Below are 2,068 nucleotides of genomic sequence, written 5' to 3'. Positions count from 1 at the left end.
GATGAACAGGAAGCCTTCACGTTGGAAGAAGCTGATGAAGAGATACTGAACGGACAGACAGGAATCACACTGACCTACTATGAGACCCAGCAGGATGCGAATAATGCAGAAAACCCAATAGCGAGTCCATATGTCAATACGATGAATGCTCAAACAATCTATGTAAGAGCAGAGAACGATGTTACGGGCTGTTACAGTACGATAACACTCACGTTACGAGTAGACCCTATACCATCGCCAAGTCCAGATCCAGATCCAATCGAGGTCTGTGACGATGACAACGATGGCTTTGCGGAGTTCGATTTAGAGATCCGTACGGTAGAGATTACCAATGGCGAGACGGATGTGGTAATTACTTACCACGAGACAGAGGAAGAGGCCGAACAAGGAGATAACGCTATAACAGGTTTATACACCAATATAGTAGCCAACAACCAGATGATTTATGTGCGATCAGAAAATACTATAACAGGTTGTTACAGTTTAACCTTAAACACCTTAGAGTTAATTGTAGTGTCGTCACCAGAAGTACCGACAACTTTAGATCCAATCATTATCTGTGATGATAACGATGATGGTTTTGCACCGTTTGACCTAACCCAGCGCGACACCGATATTTTAGGCACACAAGATCCTGCGGAAGTGACCTTGACTTACCATGTAACGGCAGCAGATGCAGAGACAGGGGACAACCCAATAGTAAACGTAGGGAACTATACCAATACGGTGAATCCACAGACGATCTATATAAGGCTGTACAACCCAACCACAGGTTGTCAGGATACAGGCGAGTTTGAAATCCAGGTACAATTACCGCCGGAGCCAGTACAGCCAACACCATTGGAGCTGTGCGATGACCTGGACGAGGTTCCAGGTGATGAGATAACGGTATTCGATCTAACGGTTAAAGATTCTGAGATCACAGATGGTAACGCAAGTTGGTCCGTAGCGTATTATGAAACCGATGCCGATGCACAAGCACAGATGAACGCTATACCAGACCCAACAGCGTATACCAATACATCGGTAAATGGACTTCCAGCAAACCCACAAACACTTTACGTGGTGGTAACCGATACGGATACAGGCTGTGTGGCATACACAACAATGACCATAAGAGTACTGCCAAACCCAACACCGACACCAAGCGATCAATTACCAGATTTAGAGCTTTGTGATGATATCAATACAGGAGATGGAGTAGAAGTGTTCGATTTAACGGAGAACGAAGTATTGATCTTAAACGGGGAAAATGGTGTAACACCAACCTACCATGAAACATCAGAAGATGCCTATGCAGGAGAGAATGCCATAGCAGACCCAACGCAGTACACCAATGTAGATACGCCAGAGCAGGATATCTATGTAAGGGTGACCAATGATGCAACGGGCTGTTATGCTGTAGTTAACTTTACAATATATGTACATCCGTTGCCAGAAGTAGTGGCAGTGACCGACTTTATACAATGTGAGCTAAACACTGATGGATTTGATAGTTTTGACCTAACGAGCAAAGATGACGAAGTCTTAAACGGACAGGATCCTACACGTTATATCGTTACCTATCACGTGACCTTAGCGGATGCCGAGTCAGAGATGAACGCACTGGTAAGTCCATATACCAACATTAGCAATCCACAAGAGATCTATGTAACGATAACGGACAATGTTACGGGCTGTTCTATCAGCACGCAGCGTTTTAACCTTCAGGTAGACGAAGCGGCACAGGCCAATCCAGATATGGTAGATATAGTCTATGAGGAATGTGATGATGATGTAGAGAACGATGGAGACCCAAGTAACGATAGTACACAGTTTACTCTATCGTCACAAGATGGGTTGATATTGGATGGACAAGACCCTGTAAATTACATTGTTACGTACTTTGCCTCAGAAGCTGATGCAAACCTGAACGTGAATCCGTTACCGGATCTTTACGAGAACATTGTAAACCCACAAGTCATCTATGCAAGGGTAGACAATAACACCTTAGTAGTGATACCAATAGCACTAGACTTGACCGCACTAACGGTAGGATTGGATCTGGATGCGGACGGAACAGTAGACA

1 pseudogene is annotated in these 2,068 nt (G+C 44.4%); it reads left to right on the top strand.

Annotation, left to right across the window (positions count from 1 at the left end):
- Positions 1-2,068, top strand: a pseudogene (locus ACXAFS_RS15255) (hypothetical protein); the annotation flags it as partial.

This window comes from Winogradskyella sp. ABM4_392 (assembly GCF_056160445.1).
This window is presented reverse-complemented; position numbering and strand designations above follow the sequence as displayed.